The organism is Tabrizicola sp. (assembly GCF_030373185.1).
Classification (GTDB): Bacteria; Pseudomonadota; Alphaproteobacteria; order Rhodobacterales; family Rhodobacteraceae; genus Tabrizicola.
This window is the reverse complement of record NZ_JAUCZH010000003.1, coordinates 199,549-226,009: the sequence shown is the minus strand read 5'-3', so window position 1 is coordinate 226,009 and position 26,461 is coordinate 199,549. Positions and strand designations below refer to the sequence as shown.

Below are 26,461 nucleotides of genomic sequence, written 5' to 3'. Positions count from 1 at the left end.
GTCATTCCTGTTTGAGGGGCCGGCGCATCAGCTGGCCGATGGCATCTTCAAGGCTGATCTGTCCAAGGGCAAGGGCATCCACCATCGCCGTGACCGGCATGTCGATGCCCAAGCCTTCGGCCAGCTTCCGCACGGCGCGGGCGGTGGCGACGCCCTCGACGGTGACATTGGGGTCAAACACTTCTTGCCGCCCCAAAGCCTCGCCGTAGCGGAAGTTGCGGGATTGGGCAGAGGTGCAGGTCAGGACCAGATCGCCAAAGCCCGAAAGCCCCGCCAAAGTCTCGGACCTTGCGCCAATGGCGGTGGCCAGACGCACCATCTCGGCATAGCCGCGTGTCATCAGCGCCGCGCGGGCGCTGTCGCCCAGCCCTGCACCGATCACGGTGCCGGCGGCAATGGCGATCACATTCTTCAAGGCGCCGCCCAATTCCGCTCCCCGGACATCATCGGTCCGGTAAAGCCGAAGGGTCGGGGTGGACAGAAGTTCCTGCAACGCTGCCCCATCGCTGGTCATGGCCAGCGTCAGGGCGGTTGGCAGACCCTTGGCGATGTCGGCGGCAAAGCTGGGTCCGGTCAGAATGGCCGCCATTGCCCCCGGGCGGCGGGTCTCGATGAGGGCAACCGGGCCGCGCAGGGTGGCAAGGTCGATCCCCTTGCAGCACGCCACCAAGGGCTGACGGGTGTCGATCTGCGGCCATGCGTCCAAAAGCGCGCCAAGGCTTTGCATCGGGGTGGACAGCAGCAGCGCCTGCCCGCCACAGACTTCGGCGATTTCAGCATGCACAGAGACGTTTTCAGGCAGCATCACCCCCGGCAAGGCCCCATCATTCCGGCGCGTTTCCTGCATGGCATGAACCTGCGCCGGGTCGCGCGCCCAAAGGCGCACCCGCCGCCCGCCCTTGGCAAGGGCCACGGCCAGAGCGGTTCCAAACGCCCCGGCCCCCACGATGCCGATCATGCCTTGGCCCCTTTCTTGCCAGACCCCAACAGGGCGGGCGCTGTGTCATCCAAAGGCCAGCGCGGCCGGGCGACAAAGTCGGACGAGGGCGCAATCCCCGCCCGCAACCGCTCGATCCCGGCCCATGCGATCATCGCGGCATTGTCGGTGCAAAGCCGCAGGGGCGGCGCCAGAAAAGGGGTGCCATGACGGGCCGAAGCAGTCTCTAACATGGCGCGAATGGTCTTGTTTGCCGCCACGCCACCGGCCACGGCAAGGGCTGTGACATCGCCCACCATCGCAAGCGCCCGGTCGGTCTTGATGGCCAGAACCTCGGCCACGGCGGCCTGAAAGCCTGCACAAAGGTCGCGGCGGTCCTGCAAGGTGATCCCGCCCTTTTCGGCAATCAGCGCATCGCGCGCGCGCAAAAGTGCCGTCTTCAAGCCAGAAAAGGACATGTCACAACCCGGCCGGTCCAGCAAAGGGCGCGGAAAGTGAAAGCGCTTGGGGTCGCCCAGCAAAGCCTCGGCCTCAACCGCAGGGCCGCCGGGTTGCGGCAGGCCAAGGAGCTTGGCAGTCTTGTCGAACGCCTCGCCCGGGGCGTCGTCAATGGTGCCACCCAGACGGCGAAAGCGGTCCACGCCTTCAACCAGCAGAAACTGGCAATGCCCGCCCGATACCAGCAACATGACATAGGGAAAGCCTATCCCATCGGTCAGCCGGGGCGTCAGCGCATGGCCCGCAAGGTGGTTCACCGCCATCAGGGGCAGCCTCCGCGCGGCGGCAAGGCCACGGGCCAGCATCACGCCCGACAACACCCCGCCAATCAGGCCCGGCCCAGCCGTCACCGCGATCCCGTCAAGCCCGTCCAGCGTGACCCCGGCATGTGCCAGCGCGTCTTCGACACAGCCGTCCAACCGCTCGGCATGGGCGCGGGCGGCGATTTCGGGAACGACACCACCAAAGGCCGCGTGCAAGCTGGTCTGGCCCAACACCTCGGACGACAGGATCAGGGGGGTCTCACCGGGCGTCAGACGCACGACCGCAGCAGCGGTATCGTCGCAACTGCTTTCGATGCCGAGAAGAGTAAGGGTCCGGTTCATGGCCGCCGTTGCGTGATGGATGCACGGCAGGTAACACCATGCACATGGCGAGACAATCCACAGGCAACGCTATCCCCGTACTGCTGACACGGCCAGAGCCGCAGTCGCGCGCCTTTGCCGGGGCGCTGGACGCGCGGTTCGGGCCAAGGGTGCGGGCGGTGATCACCCCCTTGATGACCCCGGTCTATCTGACCCCGACCTTGCCGGAAGGGCCGTTTGCGGCTGTGATCCTGACCTCTGCCACCGGGGTAGAGGCGGCGGCGCGACTGGGCGTCTCCCTGCCGAAGCGCGCCTTTTGCGTTGGCAACCGGACGGCGGCGCAGGCGCAGGCAGCCGGGTTTGAAGCCACGTCCGCCGATGGCGACGCCAGCGCGCTGGTGGCGGCGGTTCTGGCTGATCCGCCAGCCGGACGGCTTTTGCACCTGCGTGGTGAAGACACCCGCGGCGAGGTGGCCGAAAGGCTGATTTCCGCAGGATTAGAGACTGAATCGGCCGTCCTCTACCGTCAGCAAGTCCAACCCCTGACGGCGGAAGCGGTGGAGATCTTGCTCCAGCCCGGCCCGGTGATCCTGCCCGTGTTTTCCCCCCGGACCGCCACCTTGTTGCGCGCGGCCCTGCCAAACGGGCTTTGCGCCGAACTTCTGCTGGCCGCAATGAGCGACGCCGTGGTCTCGGCTTTGACCGGTCTGCCCCATGCCGCGCTGGAAATGGCCCGGCGGCCAGATGCCGACGCCATGCAAGAGGCAGTCGGGCGGCTACTGGAATTGCGCTCCGCGCCTTGAACCCAAGGGCTGCCAGTGCTTAGGTGGACATAGGCCGCAGGCGAAAGGGCCGATCCATGACCAGACGCACGGACTCAGCAACCGACACCCCCGCCGAGGCGGTGGACGGGCCAGAACTGCCCTCACCGGAAGACACCAGTGCCGATGCGGTGGTGGAGTCCGTGGCCGACAACATGGCCGGGGCTGTCCTCGACGACCCCGCGCCAGCGGCACTGAAAGCCCGTGCGCGGCGCTCGGGGGTTCTTGGGCCGCTTCTGGGCGGGGCTATGGCTGCGCTTGGTGGCTTCGGGCTTTCGCATTTCAACGTCCTTGGTCTCGCCGCGCCGGACCGATCGGCCGAAATCGCCGCGCTTGATCAAAAGCTGGACGCGGCGATTGCCTCGCTGGACTCGGGACGGGCCAGTCTTGAAAGCGGGTTGCGGCAAGCGGTTGACCGACTTGCGGACCGGGTTGCAGCGCTGGAGGCAGCGCCTGCCCCTGATCTGTCTGGTCTGGACGACCTTGACCGTCGGCTTTTGGTGATCGAGACGCTGCCAACGGGCGGCGATGCCTCTGCCGCAGCGCTGGCGTCAAAGCTGGCCGACCTTGAACGGAAGGTTGCAGACCTGCCCGCAAGCGGGGCTGATACGGGTGAAGTGGACGCGGCGCTTGCCCGGCTGGCCGCGGTGGAGGCCGAAGCCCAGGCCCGGGCAGCGGAAGCTGCGGCCCTTGCCGAAGCGGCAGCACAGGCCCGCGCGCTTGAGGTGCTGACGGCGGCGGTCAACGCGGGCCGCGGGTTCGCCGCTGAACTGGAAGCGGTTGCCGATGCACAGCTTCAGGCGGCGCTGACTCCATATGCCGATGGTGTTGCACCCTTGGCCCAGTTGCAGGCAGATTTCCCGGAGTCGGCGCGCGCGGCGCTTCTGATTGCCCGTGCAAATGCCAGTGACTCAGGCTGGACTACGCGGCTGGTGGATTTTCTGGCGGCTCAGACCGGGGCGCGGTCCCTGACCCCGCGTGACGGGGCAGACCCGGACGCCATTCTGTCGCGCGCAGAGTTTGCGTTGGCTGAAGGGCGGCTTGCCGATGCCGTTCTGGAACTGGGCGCGCTTGGCCCGGATGTGCAGGCCCCATTTGAAGAGTGGATCGCGTCAGCCAAGGCGCGGCTGGCGGTTGAAGCGGTTTTGGCGGGGGCTTTGTGATGCTGTGGTCCTTGACCAAGGTCATCCTGTTCGTGGCGACAATTGCCGCCCTGGCGCTGGGCGCGGGCGCGCTTTCGGAAACCGGCGGGGCAATGCAGATCATCGTGGCGGGATGGGAATTTACCATCGGCCCGATGCAGGCGGTCATCCTGGGCCTTCTGATCTTCATCACGGTCTGGCTTTTGCTTAAGCTCTTGGGCTTGCTGGCCGCGACGATCCATTTCCTGAACGGCGATGAAACCGCCATTTCCCGCTATTTCAACCGCAACCGCGAGCGTAAGGGCTATCGCGCCCTGTCCGAAGGGATGATGGCGCTTGCCTCGGGTGAGGCGCGGCTGGCGCTGAACCGGGCGCAGACGGCGGAACGGTTGCTGGGCAAACCGGAACTGACGACCCTTCTGGTCGCACAGGCCGCCGAGGCCGCAGGCGACCGCAAGCGCGCGACGGAGGCCTACAAGGTACTTCTGTCCGACGACAGCACCCGATTTGTCGGCGTGCGCGGGTTGTTGCAGCAAAAGCTGGCGGAAGGGGATCGCGAACTAGCGCTCAAGCTGGCGGAGAAGGCGTTCCAGTTGCGCCCCAAACATGCCGAAACCCAGGATATCCTGCTGAAGCTGCAATCGGACGCGGGCGACTGGTCCGGTGCGCGGGCAACGCTTGGGGCAAAGTTGAAGGCCGGCGCCTTGCCAAAGGATGTCTACCGCCGCCGCGATGCGGTGCTGGCGCTGCAAGAGGCCCAGACCGTTTTCGACGATACCGCAAGCATCGAGGCCCGCGAAGCCGCGATCGAGGCGAACCGGCTGTCACCCGACCTGATCCCCGCCGCCGCGATGGCCGCGCGCGGCTATGTGACAAAGGGCGACAAGAAGCACGCCACACGCGTGTTGAAAAAGGCGTGGGAGGTGATGCCCCACCCTGACCTTGCCGCCGCCTTTGCCGAGATCGAACCGGACGAAACCCCCGCTGACCGGCTGAAACGCTTCCGAACGCTTACGGCGCTGCGCCCGGAAAGCGATGAGACCAGAATGCTGCTGGCCGAACTTCTGATCGCCACCGAAGATTTCCCCGCCGCCCGCCGCGCCCTTGGCGATACCGCGACCCGGCACCCGACGCAGCGGTCACTGGCCATACTGGCGGCCATCTCCCGGGGGGAAGGTGCGGAAGATTCCGTCGTTCGCGGGCTGGTGGCCCAAGCCATCGCCGCTCCGCGCGGCCCGCAATGGTGCTGCGACAAATGTCAGGCGATCCACGCCGCGTGGCACCCGGTCTGTGACAACTGCGGCAGCTTCGATACGCTGTCGTGGCGCGAACCACCGCCATCCTCGGACGCGCCCCCGGGGCTGGCCGAACTTCTGCCCCTGATGGAAGCCCGCCCCGCACCGCCCCCTTCCGAAGAACCGGAACCCGCGCCAGAACCCGATCAACCCCCGCTGGACGAGATCGCACGCCGCGCAAATTAGGGCTACACACCGCAGTTGGGCGGTGCTAATAGCCTGCCCACATTGCCGGACCGGCGTCCGTCAGTGGCAGGTTCACCTGCGCAAGAGAAGAAGGCCGCTGTAGCTCAGCTGGTAGAGCACGTCATTCGTAATGATGGGGTCGGGGGTTCGAGTCCCTTCAGCGGCACCACCTTCTCTGGAAACTCCATGCTTCATCAGTGTCGGCGGCATGGGACCGGCAGCGCAGGACAGCGCTGACGGCGCCCCCTCGCAAGTGGCGGATTTACTTGGGTTCCCCCGCCTGATATCGCTTTTCCGTTCATCCGGCAGTGGGGTCTTGCTTGCGGGTCTTTGGCTATATGAGATTTTCCTATGCCGGGCGAAGCGACGCGCGGGCCAGCCGAACGGCAGGAAACCAGGCGGAAATCGCAAGAGAGCTTTATGATCCGGTCAGGATGGAGCGGCGCTTCCATCTGTTCGAGAACATCTGTCTTCCTTCAATTGCCGCGCAGACAAACAAGGATTTCCGTATTGCCGTGCTGGCTTCGACAATCATGCCAGATGTCTACAAGCAAAGACTTGCGGCCTCGGTAGAACGGATCCCACAGATCGATATCGTCTACAGCGATGTGGATTATGTGGTTCGCGCTTTCCAACCCTGGCAGCAACAGCAGACGGCCGGACTGACATATGCGACTGCGCATTTCCGTCTGGATGATGATGACGCCATTGGCGCAAGCGTCATCGACCGGATTGCGGCGGCCTGCGATCTTGCCCCGCATGTGGGAATCCTGTCTTTTCCGCGTGGCCTTCATGTCAGTTACTGGGATGACAAGGTCCATCTGATGCGGGAATATGCCCCCTACATCGCGATTGCCCTTTGCCGGATCGGTGTTCCGGGCCAACTCAGGGTTCCCTATGTTGGCAAGCACCTTGAATTGCACCGGAATGACAGATCCTTGCTGGACCCGCTGTGTCATGCCTATCTGCACACCGCCCATGAGAGCAACGACACGCGGGCGCGCCAATCGAGGCACATCAGGAAGATGATCGAGGGTGATCCTCAATATGATACGCCAGCCGGCCACCGAAGTGTCGACGAAATCCTGAAGTCCGAGTTTCCCGGCTTCAGTCGCGCGCGGCTGGAGGAAATCATGCGCGCCGCCGCCCGGATTGACGCGGCATCCGAAGGCAGTGCCGGGCCGGATACCCCCACGGCATGAGCCGGGAAATCCGGCATGGCCGCATGGCACATAGGGCTCATGACCTGACACACCGTCCCGATGCCCGGCTTGAACTGGCGCAAAGCCGCGTGGTAGCGTCCGCCTGCCTCCTGCAAGGATCCCGCGATGACCGGCCACGTCTCTTTGCCTGCCACGGCCCGGAAATCGGCGGACGGTGCAGACCACTTTCCCCTCCGCATCGCCCGTCTTTGCCACAGGCCCATGAAAAGGCACGCTGAATGAACCTGACCCGCCGCCCTGTCGCCTCGCTCTGGATCGGCGAGACCTTGCATTACCTCAACCAGCTTTGCCTGAAATCGCATCTGGTGCAGGGCCATCCGGTGACACTTTACTGCACCGATACGGTCAGGAACGTGCCGGCGGGGGTCGAGGTTCGCCCTGCCTCCGAGATCATGGAGATCAACCGGGACATCGTGGCCGAAACCTCGGCCTCGTTCCTGTCGAACGTGTTTCGCTACAAGATGATCCAGAAGACCGGCGCGATCTGGATTGACTGTGATGCCTTCTGCCACCGGCCCTTCCCCGAGGATCAGGAACATATCTATGCAGGCCACGGCATGCGGGGCGCCTTGAACTGCGGCGTGGTGGCGATCCCGCAGACCGGGCGGCTTATGGATGAGTTGCTGAATTACTACGACAACCTGCCGGACTATCCCGCATGGTGGGGCAACAAGCAGAAGCGCAAGATGGACAAGTTGCCTTCGTCGCTGCCAAAGGCCGTGCGCATCTACCAGACTGAACGCACCGCCTTTGGTCCGCAGGCCTTTACCCATTTCGCGCAGAAGACCGGCGATTTTGAAAAGGCGATGCCGCCCGAGACGCTGTATCCGGTGCCGTTCCAGCTGAATGACGTGTTCTACGACCCGCATTGCAACGTCGAAGGGCATTTCACCGACCGGACGCTGTCGGTCCATCTTTACACCAATGGCACCCGGCCGTGGTGGCGCAAGAATGCTCCGCTCAAGGGCAGCTATGCCGACCGCATGTGCGAGAAGCTGGAGATCGACCCCTCTGCGGCGCTGGAAGAGTAGCCCGGGCGATGGCTTTCGCAAAGCAGACCAGCCCGCACGGGACGTTGCTGGCCTTGTCCACCATGAAGGACGAATGTCCCTTCGTGGTGGAATGGGTCGCGCATCATCTGGCGGTCGGCTTCACGCAGGTCATCGTTTACACCAATGACTGCACCGATGGCACCGATACCCTGCTTCAGCGGCTGGAGGCGATGGATATCGGCGTCTATCACCGCGTCAACGCGATCCCCGAAGGGATCAAACCGCAGCCTTCCATGCTCAAGCACGCGGCAGACGATCCGCTGGTCCGCGCCTCCGACTGGGTTCTGATTCTTGATGCCGACGAATTCATGGTGGTCAACCATCCCTCTGGCACGCTCGACGGGCTGGTCGGGGATCTGAACGCGATGAACGCGCAGGCCATGGTCATGACATGGCGGGTCTTCGGATCGGCCAGGATCCGCGACTGGAGCCGGGCTCCCGTCACCGACCAGTTCACCAGCGCCGCGCCGGAATCATGGTTCATGGGCTGGGGGACCAAGACCCTGTTTCGCTATGACCCCAAGTATCTGCGGCCCGGCGTGCATCGGCCGATCATCAAGTCACAGCACAAGGACACCGATTACCCGGCCAGCGTGCTTTGGGTGAACGGGTCGGGGCGGCCGCTGGAAGAATGGTTCAAGCTGCGCGGCTGGCGGTCGATCCGCCGCACGGTGGGCTTCGACTGGGGGCAGGTCAATCACTACGCGATCAAGTCAATGGACGCCTATGCCCTGCGCAAGCTGCGCGGCAATGTGAACCTCAAGAAGGACAAGTACAATTCCGAATACTGGTCCTTGCAGGACCGCAATGAGGTGGAAGATCTGAAGGTCGCCCGCCATAGGGACCGCCGCGACGAGATCATCGCCGAGCTTCTGAAGGATGACGAGGTGCGCCGCCTGCACGAGGCCGCACATGCCCGGGTCGAGGCGCGTCTGGCCGATCTGCGCCCGACGGAAGCGTTCAAGTCGCTTGCGGACTCGCTGACCGCCGCGTCGGATGTGCCGATCAATCAGGTGGTCGCCAAGCCGCCAAAGCCGCGCGACCGTGAGGCGATCAAGGCTGTCCAGACCAAGCTGGAGCAGCGCGGCACCGCGGCGCCGGCGGAAGACCGGCGCACCCCGCCGCCACCCGGCTGGGGGTCGGCCTTCGCGTCACCCTATGTCAGCGGCTCGGCAGATCTTTCCGCCGACATTCCCGTCGAGGTGGTGGAAAATCAGGGCCTGAAGGTGCCGCTTGACCCCCGTGTCTTCACCCCAGCCTCGATCGATGTCCTGAAGGCCGGAAAGTATGACCGAAGGCATTGCCGCAACATTGCAGGCTTTCTGTCCGGGTCGGCCAGCCTTCTTGATCTTGATTGCGGCATCGGTTTCACCGCCTTGCGCGCCAAGGCCAACCTGCCGGACCTGCGGGTCACGCTGCACGAAGAGCGGCCGTCGCTTGTCACCTTTTCCCGCCGGATCGCCGCGCTGAACCTTGGCAATCCCGCAGATCTGACCTGGTCGCGCAGCACCCTGAACCCGGACGGGCTCTGGTCCGGGCTTGAAAGGCTGCTGGCCGCCACAAGGCCCGAGGTCATCCGCATTTCCGGCCCCTTGCTGTCAGGTGACGCGTTCAGCGAACCCCGTCTTGCCAGCGTCCAGCGCATCCTTGTGCCTTTCCTTGAGCCGTCCGAGCTTGCGGGCGCGCGGGCGAAACTGACGCCGGTGCTTTCGCCGCTCGGCTTTGCCGAGGATCCCGCCGGCGAGGCGGGCGGGTCGTTCTTCCTGCGGCGCAGCTAGCCCCCCCTCTTGCACCTGCCGTGCATTGCCGTATCTTCACCCTCACCTCGGGGTGCCAAGGACATGTTGTCTGCCGGCTGAGATGCGAAAGCGAACCCGTCGAACCTGAACCGGATCATACCGGCGGAGGGAAGGTGCATGGGTTCTCCATCCCCGACCATTCCGTCGCATCATGGAGAGACTGATGAAAGCCAAACTCCTTGCTGCGGGCCTGACTGTCATCGCCATCCCGGCGCTGGCGGAAACACCCGTCCTGACTGTGCTGACCTATGACAGCTTCACCTCGGAATGGGGGCCCGGCCCGGCCATCGAGGCAGCGTTCGAGGCGAGTTGTGCCTGCGACCTGCGCTTTGTGCCTGCGGGCGACGGCGCATCGCTTCTGGCCCGCGTCCAGCTTGAAGGGGCCGCGTCCGAGGCTGATATCGTCCTTGGCCTTGATACCAACCTGATCGCCGCTGCCGCCGCGACCGGCCTTTTCGCTCCGCATGGCGTTTCGGCCACGACCACCCTGCCCGTAGCCTTTGACGACCCGCTGTTCCTGCCGTTTGACTGGGGCTGGTTCGCCTTTGTCCATGACCGCACCAAACTGCCCGAAGCGCCCACGTCCTTTGACGCCCTTGCCGCCTCTGATCTGAAGATCGTCATTCAGGACCCCCGGTCATCCACCCCCGGGCTTGGCCTCCTGATGTGGGTGAAAGCCGCCCACGGCGACCGCGCCGCAGATATCTGGGCGGCGCTGGCTGACAATATCGTCACCGTCACCCCCGGCTGGTCCGAGGCTTACGGCCTCTTTCTGGAAGGCGAGGCGGATATGGTGCTGTCCTACACCACCTCGCCCGCCTACCATCTGATTGCCGAGGGTGACGACACCAAGGCCGCCGCCCTGTTCGATGAAGGCCATTACATGCAGATCGAGGTTGCCGGAAAACTTGCCGCCAGCGATCAAACCGATCTTGCGGATCAGTTCCTTGCCTTCATGCTGACCGATGCCTTCCAGTCGGCCATTCCGCAAACGAACTGGATGTATCCAGCTGTCACCCCGGCTGCGGGCCTGCCCGAAGGGTTTGATGCCTTCCGCCCGGCGGTCTCGCTGCTCCTGCCCGCCGACGAGGCTCAATCCGCGCGTGATGCGGCACTGGCCGAATGGCAAGCCGCGCTCGCCCGCTGAACCTGACCGCGCTGGCGCTGGCAGCCTTGCTGCTGGCGCTGGTCGCAGGCCCACTTGTCGCTGTGGCGGCGCGGGGGGCCGGGCTGTCGCTTGGCCCGGCCGATTGGGCGGCGGTGCGGTTCACTGTGATGCAGGCTGTCCTGTCGGCGCTGATCTCGACCCTCTTGGCCATTCCCGTGGCCCGGGCGCTTGCGCGCCGCCGCTTTCCCGGGCGGGGGTTTCTGATCACCCTGATGGGCGCGCCGTTCCTTTTGCCTGCCGTTGTGGCGGTGATTGGCCTTCTGGCCATCTTTGGCCGCGCCGGCCTTTTGAACCAGACACTTGCCAGCCTAGGCCTGCCTGTCGTCCCGATCTACGGGCTGCAAGGCGTGCTTCTCGCCCATGTCTTCCTGAACCTGCCCCTTGCCACCCGGATGATCCTGCAAGGCTGGCTTGCCATCCCGGCCGAGCGTATCCGCCTTGCGGGGTCGCTGGGCTTTGGCCCGGCGGAAACCTTCCGCCATCTTGAACGCCCGATGCTGCGCGAGGTGCTGCCCGGTGTGGTGCTGGTGATCCTGATCATCTGCCTGACCAGTTTTGCCGTGGTCCTGACCCTTGGCGGCGGGCCAGGGGCCACCACGATCGAGCTTGCGATCTATCAGGCCGTGCGGTTCGATTTCGACCTGTCGCGCGCGGCGGGGCTGGCGGGGGTGCAGGTGGCAATCTGCGCCGTGGCGGCGCTGGTGGCATGGGTCGTCGTGCGCCCGGCCGGGTTTGGCACCGGGCTTGACCGCGATATTCAGCTTCCCGCCCCGGCTGGCTGGCGTCGGGAGGGGGATATCCTTGCCCTTCTGGCCGCCGCGCTGTTCCTGATCCTGCCGCTCATGGCCGTGATCCTGCGCGGGATGCCCGGCCTTGCCGACCTGCCCGCATCCGTGCTGCCAGCGGCGGGCCGGTCGATCGTGGTGGCCCTTGTTTCCGCCTGTATCGCCACGGCCACGGCCCTGACCCTTGCGCTGGCGGTGGCGCGCCGCCCGCAGCCGACGATCGAGGCGGCGGCCACCCTGCCCCTTGCCACCTCTGGCCTTGTGCTGGGGACCGGGCTGTTCCTGATCGTGCAGCCCTTCACCTCGCCCATGTCGGTGGCGCTGCCGGTGACCATCCTTGTCAACACCGCGCTGACGCTGCCCTACCTATACCGCATCCTCTTGCCCGAGGCGCAGGCGCTGCATGCTGGCTATGGCCGTCTGGCCGACAGCCTTTCCCTGACCGGCCGGGCGCGGTTGCGCTGGCTGATCCTGCCGCGCCTTGCCCGCCCGCTTGGGTTTGGTGCCGGGGTGGCAGCGGCCCTGTCGATGGGCGATCTTGGTGTCATCACCCTGTTTGCCGGGGAACGGCAGGCCACCCTGCCGCTTGTCGTCCAGCAACTGACCGGCGCCTACCGGATGGAGGCTGCGGCCTCGGCGGCGCTGGTGCTTGTCAGCCTGTCCTTCGCCCTGTTCTGGGCCTTTGATGCCGGGGGCCGCCGTGCTTCAGCTTGACCACCTGATCCTGACGCAAGGCGACTTCCGGTTGACCGCCAACTGGTCCGCCAGGCCCGGCCAGCGGATCGCGGTCATGGGGCCGTCCGGGGCCGGGAAATCGACGCTTCTTTCCGCAATCGCGGGGTTTCTGGCACCCGCAGAAGGTGCGGTGAGCTGGCAGGGCCAGGATCTTGCCGCAACCCCTCCGGGGGAGCGCCCGGTCACGATCCTGTTTCAGGACCAGAACCTGTTTCCGCACCTGACCATCGCGCAGAACCTTGGCCTTGGCCTGCGCCCGGACCTCAAGCTCTCGCCTGAAGACCGCGCCCTTGTCGAGGCAGCCCTTGCCCGCACCGGCCTGCAAGGCCTTGGCGCGCGCCGCCCTGCACAGCTTTCCGGTGGGCAGGCCAGCCGTGCCGCCCTTGCCCGCGCGCTCTTGCGCGCCCGGCCGATCCTGCTTCTGGACGAACCCTTCGCCGCCCTTGGCCCGGCGCTGCGCCGCGAGATGCTGGATCTTGTCCGCGAGGTGGCCGCCGAAACCGGCGCGACCGTCCTGATGGTGACGCATGATCCCGAAGATGCCCGCGCCCTGGGTGGTGACATTGCCTTCATCGCAGATGGGGTGGTCCAGCCGCCAGCCGATGCCGCCCGGCTGCTTGCAGACCCGCCCCCTTCCCTGCGCGCCTATCTTGGCCCCAAATGAAAAGCCCCGCCAAGGGGCGGGGCTTTTCAGTCATTCAGCATGGCATGATCAGGCGGTTTTCTTGCCTTTGAGCCCGGCCCAGATACGCTTGTTCGTCAGGTAAAGCAGGGTCGACAGGATGATCAGGAAGATCACACTGACAAAGCCCGCTTCCTTCCGCGCCATCAGCTTCGGCTCTGCGGCCCACATCAGGAACGAGGCCACGTCTTGCGACATCTGCGAGATCGTGGCTGGCGTGCCATCGGCATAGGTCACCTGATCGTCATACAAGGGCTGCGACATGGCGATCCATCCGCCCGGGAAGGCGGTGTTTTCATAGAAGAACGACCCGAACTCTTCCTTTTCCTCACCGGTATAGCCGGTGAGAAGCGAGTACATGTATTCCGGCCCGCCCATTCCGCGGAACATCTGGTTGATGCCGGTGCCATAGGGACCGTGGAACCCGGCGCGGGCCTTCGCCATCAGGCTGAGGTCCGGCGCGTTTTCCAGACCAGACTGCGGGAAGTGATCGGTCGGAATCCCGTCACGATCTTCGCCGGTTTCCCGGTCAGTGACCGAGAACTGGGCCGCATAGGCGCGGACCTGATCTTCCGGCAACATCGGCCCGCCCTCATCGGAAAGCGTGCGGAACGGGACATAGCGCAATCCGTGGCAAGCGGCGCAAACCTCGGTATAGACCTGAAGGCCGCGTTGCAGCTGGAACTGGTCAAACTTGCCGAACGGCCCTTCATGGGCAAAGTCGACATCCGTGATCACGCCGCTTTCGCCAGCCGCGTTCACGGCCCCGACCGAGACAACCAGCGCCGCTGCGGCGGTGAGTGCGATTTTCCTGAACATTTTCAGTTTCCTTCTCACTCGGCCGGGTGGGCTTTGGGGCCATAGTGGGCGTTGAAGTCTTCTTCGATCGTCGCGGGTTGCGGCAGCGGCTTCTCGATCACGCCCAGAAGCGGCAGGATGACAAGGAAATACGCAAACCAGTAAGCCGAGGCGATCAGCGAGATCGTGGCATAGGGCTCTTCGGCCGGCATCGCCCCCGCCCACATCAGGACGATGAAGTCGACAACCAGCAGCGCGAACCACCACTTGAACATCGGGCGATACCGGCCCGACCGCACCGAGGAAGTATCCAGCCACGGCGCAAGCGCCATGACCGCAATCGCGCCAAACATCGCCAGCACGCCGAAGAACTTGGCGTCGATGATCCCGAAGGACAGCCATTCCGCCGCGATCACCACCCAGACATCGCCGGTAAAGGCGCGCAGGATTGCGTAGAACGGCAGGAAGTACCATTCCGGCACGATGTGCGCAGGCGTCGAAAGCGCGTTTGCCTCGATGTAGTTGTCGGGGTGGCCCAGATAGTTGGGCATGAAGCCGACAATTGCAAAGAACACAGCCAGGATCACGGCCAGCGCAAAGAGATCCTTGATCACGAAGTAGGGCCAGAACGACACGGTATCGCGGTTTGCCTCGTCCTTCGACCCGCGGCGCACTTCAACCCCGGTCGGGTTGTTGTTGCCGGTGGTGTGGAAGGCCCAGATATGCACCGCAACCAGCGCCGCAATAACGAATGGCAGCAGATAGTGCAGCGAGAAGAAGCGGTTCAGCGTGGCGTTGTCCACCGCCGGGCCGCCCAAGAGCCAGGTCTGGATCGGCTCGCCGATACCGGGAATGGCACCGAACAGGCCGGTGATCACGGTCGCGCCCCAGAACGACATCTGACCCCAAGGCAGAACATAGCCCATGAAGGCCGTTCCCATCATCAGAAGGTAGATGATCATGCCGATGATCCAGGTGATCTCACGCGGGGCCTTGTAGCTGCCGTAGTAGAGGCCGCGGAAGATGTGCAGGTAGACCGCAAAGAAGAACAGCGAGGCACCGTTCATGTGCAGGTAGCGGATGAAGTAACCGCCGTTCACGTTGCGCATGATATGCTCGACCGACGCGAAGGCCATGTCGACCTGCGGTGTGTAGTGCATCGCCAGAATGATCCCGGTGATGATCTGAAGCGCCAGACAGAACGTCAGGACGATGCCCCAGATCCACATCCAGTTCAGGTTCTTGGGCGTGGGGATCATGATGGTGTCGTAAAGCAGAGCGACGATGGGCAGCCGCTTGTGCAGCCACTTTTCACCACCGGTCTTGGGTTCGTAATGGTCGTGCGGAATTCCGGCCATGATGTTCTTCCTTACCCGAGCTTGATGGTGGTTTCGTCTTCAAAGACCGCGACCGGCACCGGAAGGTTGCGCGGGGCGGGGCCTTTGCGGATGCGGCCTGAGGTATCGTAGTGCGACCCGTGGCAAGGGCAGAACCAGCCGCCGAACTCACCCGCGCCGTCACCGATCGGCACACAGCCAAGGTGGGTGCAGACGCCGACCATCACCAGCCACTCACCCGCTTCGTCCAGGGTACGGTTTTCGTCCGCGGCGCTGGCGTCGGGCTTGTTGGCATTTTCACTGCCGCGGTCGGGAAGCTGCTCCAGCTCCGTGGCGCGGGCGGCGTCGATTTCTTCGGCGGTGCGGCGGCGGATGAACACCGGCTTGCCAAGGTATTTGACGGTCAGCTGGGTGCCAACTTCAACCGCCGACACATCGACCATGATCGAGGCCAGGGCCTGCACATCCGCCGAAGGGTTCATCTGGTTGACCAGCGGCCAGACAGCGGCGCCCGTGGCAACCGCACCGGCGCCCGCCGTTGCGTAATACAGGAAATCCCGCCGAGTTCCTTCGCCGGTGCCTGCGTGATCGTCTGCATGCGACACGAGATCTTCTCCCCTAACAGATCGGCGCGCGCCGACCCCAATGTCTTGAAGAGGCCATGAATGTTTCATGGCCCGCCGGGCGGGTATGTAGCCGGGCCGCGACGCCTCGTCTAGCGGACAAAGGCGCGCAGGCCCATGAAACCCGCCGGAAAAGGACAATTGTGGCGTTGGTGTCGCCCAAAGACGCCCCCGTTCAGCCCGGCAGGGTCGCCTGCATCGCCGGGCGTTGCGAAAACCCGGCCCACCAAGCCGCCAGCGCGGGCCGTGTGCCACGCCAATTGCGGTGCGGCTGACGAAAGTCCAGATAGCCCAGCGCCGCGCCCAGAGCGATCTGGCCCATGTCGACCGGACCGGCAAGATGGCTCATCCAGCGGCTTTCGACGGAATCCAGCGCGCGTTCGACCTTGGTCCATTGTGCCTCAAGCCATTCCGGCGACTGGCTGGCCTTCGGACGGACATGTTCCTCATAGCGCATCAGGACGGCTGCATCCGCGATTCCATCAGCCGTCGCTTCCAGCACCAGAGTGTCCCACAGATGCGGAGCGGGGGGGTAGAATCCTGCCTCCAGCATATCGTCCAGATAGCGGCAGATCACCCGGCTGTCGTAAAGCGTAGGGTCGTCCTGCCGCTCCAGGGCGGGGATCTTGCCAAGGGGGTTGCGGTCAAGGGGCATGGTGCCGGGGTCAAGCGGGCTACCGGCAGCAGGGACAAGAGCCACCCGGTCCGCAGCACCCGCCTCATGCAGCAGCACCACGACCTTGCGGACAAAGGGCGAGGCGGGGGCGTAGTAAAGGCGCATCATTCCCCCTTGCTCACCCGGAAGCGGGCCATGAAGGCCGCGTCCAGCTTGAATTGCCGCCCGCCGACCCGGATCACGCGGACCATCCGTGCCGTGGTGTTGGTCTGGCTGACCCCCTCGGCCGTGCGATCTTCGGGACGGTGCAACGACAGACCTTCGCCCAGATCATCCAATGCATCCTCGGCCCGCTGGTCGGTGCGGCCGGGGTGTGTGCGCGCCTTGATCCAGCGCGAGGCGGCATAGCTGGCGGTCGCCACAGCGCCAAGGCGCAGGGCAAGCGGCAAGAGCGGGGCAAGGGGCAACGGCATGAGCGCCTCCTCAAGGATGCTGGTTCAAAGATACGGCTGCTGCCAGTCGCTGTAAACGGAAACCGGCGGGGTCAGTCCCGGGTCAACTTCCGCATCAGCTCAGCAATGGCCCGCGCGCCCGGATCTCCCTGCGCCAAAGCGTCCGCCGCCCGGGCGCGGACAGCATCCGGCTTGTTCTGGTTGAGCTTCCAGGTGCCGTCGACCGACGTGATCCGCAACCGGAACGGCAGGATCATCCGCATCATCCGCGGCATGGCACCTTCGGTCATTTTGGCCGAAGTCCAGGGCGTCTTGCCTGCGATCCGGGCCTCATGTTCCGCCGAAAGCGCGTCAACATGCGGTCGCAAGGCATCCTCGGGCAACGGCTCCAGCACGCCGCGCAGATGGACGGCGACATAGTTCCAGGTCGGCACCTGATCAGGCACCAGGTCGTGTGGGCCATACCAGTCGGGCGAGACATAGGCATCCGGGCCGACAATGGCCAGAAGCGCCGGGGCAGGCAGACCGGCCCGGACGATGGCGTTCGAGCGGGCAAGATGCAATTCGGCGGTCGTGGCATCGCTGGAAAGCTGGAACGGTATATGCGCCGCAAGCGGCCCCTCGCCACCGTTCACCGTCAGAACCCCGAAACCCCGCGCGCGGGCAAAGGCAAGGTTCTGGTCGCGGGCTGCCTCGCGGAAGGCGGGATTCGGGTGCATTGCCTGAAACCGATACGCTGCTGATGCGCGGTTATCGAATCGCGCGGCATGCGCCGCAAGCCTTTTCATTTCGCCTCTGGCGCGTTCCGCGCCAACCGGCTTGTTCACCGGGGGCATTCGGCCCCCGGACCCCCTGAGAGTACTTGGGAAAAGAGCAAGCGCATCCGCTCTTTTCGACAAATACTCCCGCCAGAGGCATCCACGGCAGCGGCAGGGTGGAACGGTTCAATGACAAAGGCCGCCCGGGTTTCCCCTGGGCGGCCCATTGATCCGGTTTGCTGAAAGCGATCAGCCCTGACGGGCCTTGTAGCGCTTTTGCGTCTTGTTGATCACATAGACGCGGCCCTTACGGCGCACGACCTGGCAATCGCGGTGACGCGTTTTCAGCGAGCGGAGCGAGTTGGCGACTTTCATGGTCGACCCTCCCATTTCGCGGCGCGAACCTGCGCCAGATTGAAGCCCATGCCCCCCGAAGGGTGCGGCGAATGGTGGGCGGTACTGGGATCGAACCAGTGGCCACTACGATGTCAACGTAGTGCTCTACCGCTGAGCTAACCGCCCACTTTGCCCTGCGCATCCCCGCCCTGCCCTTCGCTAACGAAAAGGACGCGGGCGGAACCGCGTCGGTCAGGGCGGTGCTATACTGAGTCGTCCACGAGGCTGCAAGGGGTTTTGGCTTTTCGTGAAACTGGGGCTATATGAAAGGATGACCGCAGGAGGTGTGATCTTGCCGCAGATGCTGACCGAGGCTTTCCGACTGATCCGGCCTTTGCGGCAGAGCGGACCTTTCATCTTTGCGTCGCCCCATTCCGGGCGCGAATACGGGCCGGACTTCATGGCGCGGGCCGTGCTTGACCGGCAAGCGATACGATCGTCCGAAGATGCTTTCGTGGACAGCCTGTTTGACATGGCTCCGGAACTTGGGGCGCCGCTGCTGACTGCGCGGGCACCACGGGCGTTTCTGGATCTGAACCGCGCGGCCGATGAGCTTGACCCGGGGGTGATCGAGGGCATCCAGCGGGTGCCGCACAATCCCCGAATCTCTTCGGGTCTTGGGGTGATTCCCCGGGTGGTTGCGGGCGGGCGGGCAATATATCGCGGCAAGCTGACCCTGGCTGAAGCCGAATCGCGGATCAGCCGTTACTGGCACCCCTATCATCAGGCCTTGGCCGAACTGATTGACGAAACGCGGGCGGAGTTCGGGTCAGCCGTGCTGATCGATTGCCATTCGATGCCACATGAGGCGATCGAGGCGCATACCCGCCCCGGCCAGCCACGCCCCGAAGTGGTGCTGGGCGACCGGTATGGCGTTGCCGCCGGGCGCGAGGTGGTGGAACGGATCGAGGTGGCCTTTTCCGGTGCCGGGCTGCGGGTGGGGCGCAATGCGCCATTCGCCGGGGCCTATGTGGCGCAAGCCTATGGCCGCCCGTCACGCGGTGTCCATGTGGTGCAGGTGGAAATCGACCGCGCGCTTTACATGGATGAGGCACGGATTGAACCGGCCCCGGGCTTCCAGGCGTTCCGGCAGTTGATGGCTGGCGTGGTTGCCGAACTGGTGCCGCCCACCGGCGTGGCTTTGGCGGCAGAGTAGGGTCAGCGCAGGGTAGGGTCAGCGCAGGCTGCGGCCCTTGATGATGGCCTCTGTCCCGAACCTGGCGCGAATCGCATCGGTGGCGCGTTCGGCGGCGGCGCGGCGGCGGGCCTCGGGGTCAAGAAGATCCTGCGCAAGGTCGGCCTCGGCCTCGGGTGCGAGGTCAGAGATGCCAACACCGATCAGGCGGAATGGGCCTTTGGCGCCAGCGTGATCAAAAAGCTCGCGCGAGGCGCGGTAGATGCGGTCGGTCAACTGGGTCGGGTCGGTCAGGGAATGGCGGCGGGTGACCAGCTGAAAGTCACCGCGCTTCAGTTTGAGCGTCACGGTGCGGCCTGCCAGCCCCTTGGCCTTGGCGCGGTCGGCCACCTGTTCGGAAAGCCGCCAGATATGGCCATCCAGGAGGTCAGGGTCCGAGGTATCCTCGCCAAAGGTGGTTTCCTTGGAGATCGACTTCAGCTTTTCGTCCCGGTTCACGCGGCGGGTATCCAAACCGCGCGCCAGATGCCAAAGCCTGTCGCCCATGTTGCCAAACCGCGCCGCAAGATCAGCCCGGTCCCAGCGCAGAAGATCGGCGATGGTGCGGATGCCCGCCGTTTCCAGCGCGGTCTGGGTGGCTTGGCCCACGCCCCAGATGATGCGAACCGGCTTTGGCTTCAGGAAGACCTCGGTCTCGGCCTTGCCAATCACCGAAAAGCCTCTGGGTTTGTCCAGATCAGAGGCGATCTTGGCCAAAAACTTGTTGTGGGACAGACCGACAGAGCCGGTCAGGCCAAGCTCATCCTCCATCCGTTTCGTCAGACGGGCCAGCAGCACCGCAGGGGGCGCGCCGTGCAGCCGTTCGGTGCCGGCAAGGTCAAGAAAGGCCTCATCCAGCGACAGGGGTTCGATGGCGGGCGTCAGGTCTTCCATCATCGCGCGGATCGCGCGGCTGGCTTCGGTATAGGCACTGAAGCGCGGCTTCACGACCACGGCCTGCGGACAGAGCTTCAGCGCCTGAAACATCGGCATGGCTGACCGCACGCCATGTATGCGGGCGATGTAGCAGCAGGTGGAAACGACCCCGCGCGTGCCGCCACCCACGATCACCGGCTGGTCACGGATGCCTGGGTTGTCGCGCTTTTCAACCGATGCGTAGAAGGCGTCACAGTCCATATGGGCGATGGAAAGCCCGGTCAGCTCCGGGTGATGCACCACACGCGGCGACCGGCAGGCCGGGCAACGCGCGGCTGCGCTTTCGGTCACTGTCAGGCAGTCGCGGCACAGGCTGGGCATGTCTTTGACCTTAGCACGCGGTCGGCACGGCGTCAGCCGGGGCGTCGCGAAAGCTGAACGGCAAGGATTCCGCCCATGGTGATGGCGACGCCGACCGCGTCCAGCACACCCACCGCCTCACCCAGCAAGACGGCGGCGAGTGCGACACCGAAGAACGGATTCAGAAAGTGGAAGGTCGCGGCGCGGGTGGCGCCTATCCTGCCGACAAGGGCAAACCACAACAGCGTCGCGGCAAGACCGGGAACGAATATCTGATAGGCGAAAGCTGCAAGAAAACTAGGGGTCCAGCGGACCGAAATCGTCTCTGTCATGGCGGAAACGATACCAAGTGCCAGTGATCCGACCAGCATCTGCAAGCCTACGACCATCAGAAGATTGCCGCCGCTTGACGCGCCCCGGACTGTCAGTGTGGCCACGGCGAGCGCCAGCGCACCAACAAGGCAAAGCAGGATGCCTGTCGGATCCGCCCCGCCGGAAAGCCGTGTCCCCATGATCAGCCCCACGCCCACCAACCCCGCCACCAGCCCGGCAATGCCCATCGGGGCGATCCGTTCCCCCCGGACCACCCGTCCCAGCCCCGCCACCATCAGGGGCATGGAGGCAGCGATGATCACGGCCAGCGACGCCTCGACCCACTGCAATGCAACGAAGTTAAGCCCCAGATACAGCGCATTCTGGCAGATCCCGAACAGGATCACCGCGCGGGCCTGCTGCGGGGCCAGTCGCCATGTCTGCCCCAGCGCCCGCGCCACCAGAACCGCCAGAAGGCCCGAGATCAGGAAACGCACCGAAAGCGCGCCCAAGGGCGGCGCATGGGCCACGATCACCCGCGCCGTGGCAAAGGCCGAAGACCACATGGCCGCAAAGACGGTGCCGATCAGGATTGCGCGCAGGTCCATGGATCTTGCCTTCGGGACAGTGCCACGAAAAAGGGCCGCCCCCGGGGCGACCCTGTGCCTTGAAACGGGTGTCTGTCCCGGCCTTAGCCGTTCACGACATCCTTCAGCGCCTTGGCGATGGCGAATTTCACTTGCTTGTCGGCGGGCTTGGTCATCGTCTCACCCGTGGCCGGGTTGCGAACCTGACGTTCGGGGCGGGCCTTGCAGGCAACCTTGCCAAGGCCCGGCAGAGCCACAGAGCCGCCAGCAGCAACTTCACGCGCCACGACCGAGGCGACTGCGTCCAGCGCGGCACCGGCGGTCTTCTTGTCGCTGCCCATCGCTTCGGCAATAGCGGCCACCAGCTGGGTCTTGGTCATCGGTTTGGACATCTGATCATCCTTCTTTTGTTATCATCACATGATATCGGCATGTCTGTGGGCCACCTGTCGCAAGCGCCCATCCCCGGGAACGAGGCCACGCCCCAGACACACGGTTCCGGGGCCAAAATCAACCCCTGAACGCAGTGCCAGACCCGTTTGACGCCTTTTTCGCAGCGCTAAAGGAAGGCCGTTTCCTCAAAGCTGCGCAATTTCCGGCTGTGGAGGCGGGCGATCGGCGTAGCGCGCAGACGTTCCATCGCCCGGATGCCGATCTGAAGGTGGCGGCTGACCTGCGTCTTGTAGAAGTCCGAGGCCATGCCGGGCAGCTTCAATTCGCCATGCAGGGGCTTGTCGGACACGCACAGAAGCGTTCCGTAAGGAACGCGGAACCGGAAGCCATTGGCAGCGATCGTTGCGCTTTCCATATCAAGCGCCACGGCTCGGGATTGCGACAGGCGGCGGACCGGGCCGGACTGGTCGCGCAGCTCCCAGTTGCGGTTGTCGATGGTGGCGACAGTGCCGGTCCGCATGATGCGCTTCAGCTCATAGCCTTCAAGCTGGGTAACCTCGGCCACCGCCTGTTCCAGCGCGATCTGAATCTCGGCCAGCGCCGGGATCGGCACCCAGACCGGCAGGTCATCATCCAGCACATGGTCATCGCGCAGATAGGCATGGGCCAGCACGAAATCGCCAAGGCTCTGGCTGTTGCGCAGGCCCGCGCAATGGCCGACCATCAGCCAGGCATGCGGGCGCAAGACGGCGATGTGGTCGGTCGCCGTCTTCGCGTTCGACGGGCCAACCCCGATATTGACCAGCGTGATCCCCTGCCCATCGGCGCGCTTCAGGTGATAGGTCGGCATCTGCGGCATCTTGGGGGTCGGCAGGATCACCCCGTCAGCCGAAGTGATGACCTGATTTCCCGTTGCCACAAAGGCAGTATAGCCGCTGGAGGCATCAGCCAGCGCGGCACGGGCAAAGGCTTCGAACTCATCGACGTAGAACTGGTAGTTGGTGAACAGGACGTGGTTCTGGAAATGCGTCGGGTCCGTTGCGGTGTAATGCGACAGGCGGGCAAGGCTGTAATCCACCCTTTGCGCGGTGAAAGGGGCCAAGGGGGCCGACCCGTCAGCGTAGCGCGTCATCACCCCGTTCACGATGTCATCATTCGTCGTCGCAAGATCCGGCACGTCAAACACATCGCGCAGAGAGAAATCCATCACCCCTTCCTGCGGCACCGACACTTCCGGGTTGCCCGCCACCGCGAAATGCACCGGAATCGGGGTATCCGATGGCCCGATATCCACTGAAACCCCATGGTTTTCGACCAGAAGTTCAATCTGCTGGATCAGGTAGTTGCGGAACAGATCGGGCCGCGTCACCGTGGTCGCAAAGGTGCCGGGGCTGGACACATGGCCAAAGGACAGACGCGAGTCGACCTTGTCGAAGCTGGTCACCGTCAGGCGGATTTCCGGGTAAAAGGCCCGGATGCGACGCCCGGGATTGCCCTTGGCAACCGTCTCGCTGAACTTCCCGACCAGAAATTCCGTCGCTTCGGCGTAAAGCGCTGCAAGCAGGTCAACTGCGGCGGCGGCATCGGTAAAGCTCTGGTGATCCCGTGCGGGCGGGCAAAGCGTGGTGGTCTGGGGGTCGTCCTGCATTTCACGTCCTGAAGTTGATCCGGCATATAAGCCGAAACCCCTATCCCTTCGCAAGTGACGCCGTGATGACAGGCGGGCTTCAGACCACGCTGAACAAAGCCACCAGCGCCCGGTCGCCGGCATGGTCGGCGTCCAGCGCGGTGGCCGCCGCGCCGTAAACCTCGACTTCGGGCAGGCGCAGGTCGGCAATCCGCGCCTCGGCCGTCAACTGTTCCAGGGCCCGGTCAAACCCCACAGATGTCCAGACCCGACGGTTGATCGACAAGGCGACAAGCGCTCCGGGCAAAGCCATGTCCAACAGATGCGGCAATGCCTCCGGCCCCACATGCCCCGACGTGAAGGTGCCGGAACTGACGATGCCTCCATAGCGGCGCGGCAAGGCAAGGGGCTGCGTGATATCGGCCCGATAAAGCCCGGCATAAAGCCGCTTTTCCGCCGCCCGAGCCAGCATCTTGGCCGAAAAATCGGCGGCGTCGATTTCGCCGTCAAACCCCATTTCACGCAGCCGTTCGGCCAGAAGCCCGGTACCTGCACCCACATCCAGAACCGGACCGGACCCCCCCGCCCCAAGAAACGCCGCGGCAACATGGGCAGGCAGGCGATACTCCATTTCCCTCGCAAAGCCGCTGTCATAGCTGTCGGCCCAACTTTGATAGTAGCGCTGGCACGCATCTTGCCCCGCCAGCGAAAGCGCGCCCTTCAACCCTTGATCCATGCCCACCTCCTGTCTTGCCCAGACTGGACCCGGCCGCGGCCCATCGCAAGCCCTTGCACCCCGCCGCGCGGCCCCCGATAGTTGGCGCATGAGCACGCTCCTTTCCCTTGGCCATGGCTACTCCGCACAGGCCCTTGCCCGCCGCCTGATCCCGCAAGGCTGGCGGGTCATCGGCACCACCCGCAGCACAGCCAAGGCCGAGGCCTTCCGCGCCGAGGGGGTGGAACCGCTCCTTTGGCCCGGCGACCTTGGCCCGGCACTGGCCGAGGCAACCCATATCCTTGCCTCTGCCGCACCCGATGCGGCGGGCGATCCCTTCCTGCAAGCGGCACCCGAACTGGCGCAGACCAAGGCGGGATGGGTCGGCTATCTTTCCACCACCGGCGTCTATGGCGATCACAAAGGCGGATGGGTCGATGAAACCACCCCGCTGACCCCCGCCTCTGACCGCGGCCGCCAACGCGTTCTGGCCGAAACGCAATGGCTGGCCACCGGTCTGGCCGTGCATGTTTTCCGCCTTGCCGGGATCTATGGCCCCGGTCGCGGCCCGTTTGAAAAGGTCCGCGACGGCACTGCGCGCCGGGTGATCAAACCCGGTCAGGTCTTCAGCCGGATCCATGTCGATGACATTGCGCAGGTGCTGGAAGCCTCGATCCGCCGCCCCAATCCGGGGGCCGCCTACAACGTCTGCGACGACAACCCCGCCCCACCCGAAGACGTGCTTTGCCACGCCGCCCGCCTGCTGGGCCTGCCCGATCCGCCAGCAATCCCCTTCGATGAGGCAGATATGAGCCCGATGGCCCGCAGTTTTTACGGCGAATCCAAGCGCACGCGGAATGACCGGATCAAGACTGAACTCGGTGTCAGGCTGCTTTACCCCGACTATCCCGCAGGACTGGCCGCCCTGCTGCGCGATGAAGATCTGAAAGCCTGAAGAATTTGACTAAAATTTGCTTCCTCTCTGGGAAAATATCCCACGGGGGTCCGGGGGTGTGAAACCCCCGGCGGCCAGCCACAGGCACGCCCCTCAAGGTTACTCCGCCGCAACGCCCAACACCTGCCCGCTCAGGATCGCCTCGCTGACCGCCGACAGCGCCAGGGCCGCCGCGCCATGCGCCCACAGCAGGTCGCCCCAGGCGTGGATCTCGATCGGAGGGCGGGGGCGGCCGGTGGCGATCACAAGGCTCTCCATCTCGGCAAGCGTCTCGGCGGCGTAAAGATAGTCATAGCGCATCCGCTCACCCGACAGGATGATCAGCGCTGGGTCGAAGAGATTGATCACATTCGACAGCCCTACCGCCAGATAGCGCCCGGCGCGGCGAAAGATCGACTTTGCAGTCGCGTTCCCGGCCTTGGCGTGGTCGTAAAGGCTTTCCAGAAGCACCGCGATCGACTGGCCTTCCTTGTGACCCCAGTTCAGCGCCGTCGTCGCCTCGCGGGCAAGGGCATAGTCGGCGATATAGGCTTCCAGACAGCCGCGCTGGCCGCAACGGCACAAGGCACCGTCAAGCTGCACCTTGGTGTGGCCCAGCTCCATCCCGACCCGCTGCGCGCCGCGATAGATGCGGTGGTTCATCACGAACCCCATGCCGACGCCGTGTTCGATGGTGACCACCGCGAAATCCGACAGGCTGCGCCCGGCGCCGAACCACAGTTCGGCCAGCGCCACAAGGTTCGCGTCATTGTCGATGGTCACCGGCAAGCCCAGCCGCGCCCCGGCCCGCGCCGCCAGTGGCACCGCCCGGTCAGCAAGAACGGAAGACCAAAGCACCATGCCTTCCGCAGAATCGACAAAGCCCGGCACCCCGATCCCGACAGCCGACAGGTCCGCCCGCGCCATGCCAGCCTTGGTGCAGACCCGGTTCAGCAGATCCTCGATGGCATCCAGAATCTCGGTCACCGACATTGGCCCCGGCCTGCGGGGAATCACGTCATCGGCAATCAGATTGCCCGCAAAATCGACGATGACGGCGGTATGTTCCCGGTCGGAAAGTTTCATCCCGGCAACGCGGTGCGCATCGGCCCGCACGCCCAGTGCCACGGCAGGCCGCCCGCGCCCGGCATCACCTTCACGCGGGGCGGCGACCTCTTCGATCAGCCCGGTCTCGATCAGTTCCGAGGTGATGGTGGTCACGCTGGCAGGGCTGACGCCAAGATCCTTGGCCACCTGCACCCGGGGGATCAGGCCCGCCGCGCGCACCAGTTCGAACACCTGCTGCCGCAGGGGTCGCTGCGATTCTGCCAAAGGCGGGATCAGCGGACCGACCCCCATGCGCCCCTCACTTGCTTTCGGCCTGATCGCCCGCGGCATTTATTCAGTCTCCGAAGTAAATTTGTGGCCATTTGGCCAGATTCATTGCCCACCCTGCCGCGAAACCCCGAAAATCAGGTGGATCGCCAGCCCGTCCAAGTTTTGATCACCAGTTTTATTTTGACAACTGAAATTGTGACGGCCACGTTCTTGCTCGATTTCGACCTCAAGGTCGGACACACAATAATCTGGCCGGTT

General features: G+C 64.6%; 26 protein-coding genes, 2 tRNA genes and 1 riboswitch. Of the genes, 12 read left to right on the top strand and 16 right to left on the bottom strand.

Translation table 11 applies throughout. The features are described from left to right. Position 1: 1 nt before the first annotated feature. Both QUV21_RS07720 and tsaD read right to left on the bottom strand, forming a co-directional pair. Positions 2–958, bottom strand: a complete 957-nt coding sequence (locus QUV21_RS07720; protein ID WP_300854053.1) for an NAD(P)H-dependent glycerol-3-phosphate dehydrogenase — start codon at positions 956–958, stop codon at positions 2–4. Next, complete coding sequence (gene tsaD, locus QUV21_RS07715; RefSeq protein ID WP_300854052.1) at positions 955–2,040, bottom strand: tRNA (adenosine(37)-N6)-threonylcarbamoyltransferase complex transferase subunit TsaD; 1,086 nt, start codon at positions 2,038–2,040, stop codon at positions 955–957. The genes QUV21_RS07720 and tsaD overlap by 4 nt, the downstream gene beginning before the upstream one ends. A gap of 44 nt (positions 2,041–2,084) precedes the next feature. Here tsaD and QUV21_RS07710 point away from each other — a divergent pair, with 44 nt between their 5' ends. From QUV21_RS07710 to QUV21_RS07665, 10 genes are all read left to right on the top strand, one after another. Further along, positions 2,085–2,822, top strand: coding sequence for a uroporphyrinogen-III synthase (locus QUV21_RS07710; protein ID WP_300854051.1), 738 nt, complete (start codon positions 2,085–2,087; stop codon positions 2,820–2,822). 56 nt (positions 2,823–2,878) lie between these two features. After that, positions 2,879–4,003 (top strand): hypothetical protein, encoded by a 1,125-nt coding sequence (locus QUV21_RS07705; protein ID WP_300854050.1) that lies wholly within the window; start codon positions 2,879–2,881, stop codon positions 4,001–4,003. Beyond that, a complete protein-coding gene (locus QUV21_RS07700; RefSeq protein WP_300854049.1) occupies positions 4,003–5,463 on the top strand; it encodes a heme biosynthesis HemY N-terminal domain-containing protein in 1,461 nt (486 codons plus the stop codon). Before QUV21_RS07705 ends, QUV21_RS07700 begins: the two co-directional genes overlap by 1 nt. A gap of 93 nt (positions 5,464–5,556) precedes the next feature. After that, positions 5,557–5,632, top strand: a tRNA-Thr gene (locus QUV21_RS07695). Positions 5,633–5,801: 169 nt separating this feature from the next. Continuing rightward, positions 5,802–6,665, top strand: a complete 864-nt coding sequence (locus tag QUV21_RS07690; protein WP_300854048.1) for a glycosyltransferase — start codon at positions 5,802–5,804, stop codon at positions 6,663–6,665. Between the two features lie 239 nt (positions 6,666–6,904). Beyond that, entirely contained in the window at positions 6,905–7,717 is an 813-nt protein-coding gene (locus QUV21_RS07685; RefSeq protein WP_300854047.1) for a hypothetical protein, read from the top strand. A gap of 8 nt (positions 7,718–7,725) precedes the next feature. After that, positions 7,726–9,516, top strand: coding sequence for a glycosyltransferase family 2 protein (locus QUV21_RS07680; RefSeq protein ID WP_300854046.1), 1,791 nt, complete (start codon positions 7,726–7,728; stop codon positions 9,514–9,516). A gap of 38 nt (positions 9,517–9,554) precedes the next feature. Next, a riboswitch (TPP riboswitch) is annotated at positions 9,555–9,665 on the top strand. A 35-nt stretch (positions 9,666–9,700) separates the two neighbouring features. After that, entirely contained in the window at positions 9,701–10,684 is a 984-nt protein-coding gene (gene thiB, locus QUV21_RS07675) for a thiamine ABC transporter substrate binding subunit (RefSeq protein ID WP_300854045.1), read from the top strand. Then, positions 10,660–12,204: an ABC transporter permease subunit gene (locus tag QUV21_RS07670; RefSeq protein WP_300854044.1), complete on the top strand. Its 1,545-nt coding sequence runs from the start codon at positions 10,660–10,662 to the stop codon at positions 12,202–12,204. Before thiB ends, QUV21_RS07670 begins: the two co-directional genes overlap by 25 nt. Then, positions 12,191–12,889, top strand: coding sequence for an ATP-binding cassette domain-containing protein (locus QUV21_RS07665; protein WP_300854043.1), 699 nt, complete (start codon positions 12,191–12,193; stop codon positions 12,887–12,889). The genes QUV21_RS07670 and QUV21_RS07665 overlap by 14 nt, the downstream gene beginning before the upstream one ends. Positions 12,890–12,937: 48 nt before the next feature. Here the strand turns inward: QUV21_RS07665 and QUV21_RS07660 are convergent, their stop codons facing one another. The 8 genes from QUV21_RS07660 to QUV21_RS07625 all read right to left on the bottom strand — a co-directional run bounded on the left by QUV21_RS07660 (position 12,938) and on the right by QUV21_RS07625 (position 18,013). Then, positions 12,938–13,726, bottom strand: a complete 789-nt coding sequence (locus tag QUV21_RS07660) for a cytochrome c1 (RefSeq protein ID WP_300854042.1) — start codon at positions 13,724–13,726, stop codon at positions 12,938–12,940. Positions 13,727–13,740: 14 nt separating this feature from the next. Continuing rightward, positions 13,741–15,063 carry a cytochrome b gene (petB, locus tag QUV21_RS07655; RefSeq protein WP_300854041.1) on the bottom strand — a complete coding sequence of 441 codons (1,323 nt, stop codon included), beginning with the start codon at positions 15,061–15,063 and terminating at the stop codon, positions 13,741–13,743. A gap of 11 nt (positions 15,064–15,074) precedes the next feature. Continuing rightward, a complete protein-coding gene (gene petA, locus QUV21_RS07650; RefSeq protein ID WP_300854040.1) occupies positions 15,075–15,647 on the bottom strand; it encodes a ubiquinol-cytochrome c reductase iron-sulfur subunit in 573 nt (190 codons plus the stop codon). Between the two features lie 193 nt (positions 15,648–15,840). Next, positions 15,841–16,446, bottom strand: a complete 606-nt coding sequence (locus QUV21_RS07645; RefSeq protein WP_300854165.1) for a glutathione S-transferase — start codon at positions 16,444–16,446, stop codon at positions 15,841–15,843. Continuing rightward, a complete protein-coding gene (locus QUV21_RS07640; RefSeq protein WP_300854039.1) occupies positions 16,446–16,754 on the bottom strand; it encodes a hypothetical protein in 309 nt (102 codons plus the stop codon). The genes QUV21_RS07645 and QUV21_RS07640 overlap by 1 nt, the downstream gene beginning before the upstream one ends. Before the next feature lie 71 nt (positions 16,755–16,825). Then, positions 16,826–17,452, bottom strand: a complete 627-nt coding sequence (locus QUV21_RS07635) for an FMN-binding negative transcriptional regulator (protein WP_300854038.1) — start codon at positions 17,450–17,452, stop codon at positions 16,826–16,828. A 288-nt stretch (positions 17,453–17,740) separates the two neighbouring features. Continuing rightward, a complete protein-coding gene (gene ykgO, locus QUV21_RS07630; protein ID WP_023666132.1) occupies positions 17,741–17,866 on the bottom strand; it encodes a type B 50S ribosomal protein L36 in 126 nt (41 codons plus the stop codon). Between the two features lie 72 nt (positions 17,867–17,938). Further along, positions 17,939–18,013 (bottom strand) — tRNA-Val (locus QUV21_RS07625). 175 nt (positions 18,014–18,188) lie between these two features. On the opposite strand from QUV21_RS07625, the gene QUV21_RS07620 reads away from it, so the two are divergent. Next, on the top strand, positions 18,189–19,043 hold the full coding sequence (locus QUV21_RS07620) for an N-formylglutamate amidohydrolase (protein ID WP_300854164.1): 855 nt from the start codon (positions 18,189–18,191) through the stop codon (positions 19,041–19,043). 18 nt (positions 19,044–19,061) lie between these two features. On the opposite strand, the gene QUV21_RS07615 is transcribed toward QUV21_RS07620, so the two are convergent. From QUV21_RS07615 to QUV21_RS07595, 5 genes are all read right to left on the bottom strand, one after another. Then, positions 19,062–20,318, bottom strand: a complete 1,257-nt coding sequence (locus tag QUV21_RS07615; protein WP_300854037.1) for a DNA polymerase IV — start codon at positions 20,316–20,318, stop codon at positions 19,062–19,064. 32 nt (positions 20,319–20,350) lie between these two features. Beyond that, positions 20,351–21,217, bottom strand: a complete 867-nt coding sequence (locus QUV21_RS07610; RefSeq protein ID WP_300854036.1) for a DMT family transporter — start codon at positions 21,215–21,217, stop codon at positions 20,351–20,353. 83 nt (positions 21,218–21,300) lie between these two features. Next, a complete protein-coding gene (locus QUV21_RS07605) occupies positions 21,301–21,588 on the bottom strand; it encodes an HU family DNA-binding protein (RefSeq protein WP_300854035.1) in 288 nt (95 codons plus the stop codon). Between the two features lie 167 nt (positions 21,589–21,755). Next, positions 21,756–23,237 carry an AMP nucleosidase gene (locus QUV21_RS07600; protein WP_300854034.1) on the bottom strand — a complete coding sequence of 494 codons (1,482 nt, stop codon included), beginning with the start codon at positions 23,235–23,237 and terminating at the stop codon, positions 21,756–21,758. A 79-nt stretch (positions 23,238–23,316) separates the two neighbouring features. Beyond that, positions 23,317–23,952: a class I SAM-dependent methyltransferase gene (locus QUV21_RS07595; protein WP_300854033.1), complete on the bottom strand. Its 636-nt coding sequence runs from the start codon at positions 23,950–23,952 to the stop codon at positions 23,317–23,319. 88 nt (positions 23,953–24,040) lie between these two features. On the opposite strand from QUV21_RS07595, the gene QUV21_RS07590 reads away from it, so the two are divergent. Further along, positions 24,041–24,886: an SDR family oxidoreductase gene (locus QUV21_RS07590; RefSeq protein ID WP_300854032.1), complete on the top strand. Its 846-nt coding sequence runs from the start codon at positions 24,041–24,043 to the stop codon at positions 24,884–24,886. Positions 24,887–24,985: 99 nt separating this feature from the next. Here the strand turns inward: QUV21_RS07590 and QUV21_RS07585 are convergent, their stop codons facing one another. Next, positions 24,986–26,263: an ROK family protein gene (locus tag QUV21_RS07585; protein WP_300854031.1), complete on the bottom strand. Its 1,278-nt coding sequence runs from the start codon at positions 26,261–26,263 to the stop codon at positions 24,986–24,988. Between the last annotated feature and the right edge of the window lie 198 nt (positions 26,264–26,461).